The 425-nt window shown below is 36.5% G+C and carries 1 protein-coding gene; it reads right to left on the reverse strand.

Annotation, left to right across the window (positions count from 1 at the left end; genetic code table 11):
* Window positions 1-78 precede the first annotated feature (78 nt).
* Window positions 79-425, reverse strand: a 347-nt coding sequence (locus ACWIX0_RS14280) for a hypothetical protein (RefSeq protein WP_454174628.1), incomplete at its 5' end; no start/stop codon positions are given.

Consider the following 425-nt stretch of genomic DNA (forward strand, 5'->3'; position numbering starts at 1 on the left):
TCTAGCTAAAAGCAAAGTAAGAAAAAAGCAAAAACAAGAAAAAGCAAGCCAAAAAACCAAAACAAGCAAAAACAAAATCTAGCCAAGCCACACCGCAAGCACAAAAACAACCAACACGCAAACAAACCCAATGCCTAGCATTTTCCACCCACGCGGGCTTATTTCATTGTGCGGACAATACGCAGTATCTCTGCACGCACACCGCAAACAATCAAAATCACAAAAATTCATTAAAAATTTTAGCTTTTTCTTTGCTTGCTTTTTGTCTAAATAATAATCGCGCTGTATTTGCTTACGCCACGCTTTTTTAGTGAAATATTTTTCTCCCATTTTTTTATCCTTTTTTTTAGATTTTATCACAAAGATTTTAGCTAGATTTACGCGCTTAAGCTCTAAAAAACTCACACCCCAAAACTGGCTACGCG

The organism is Helicobacter sp. T3_23-1059, assembly GCF_053654515.1.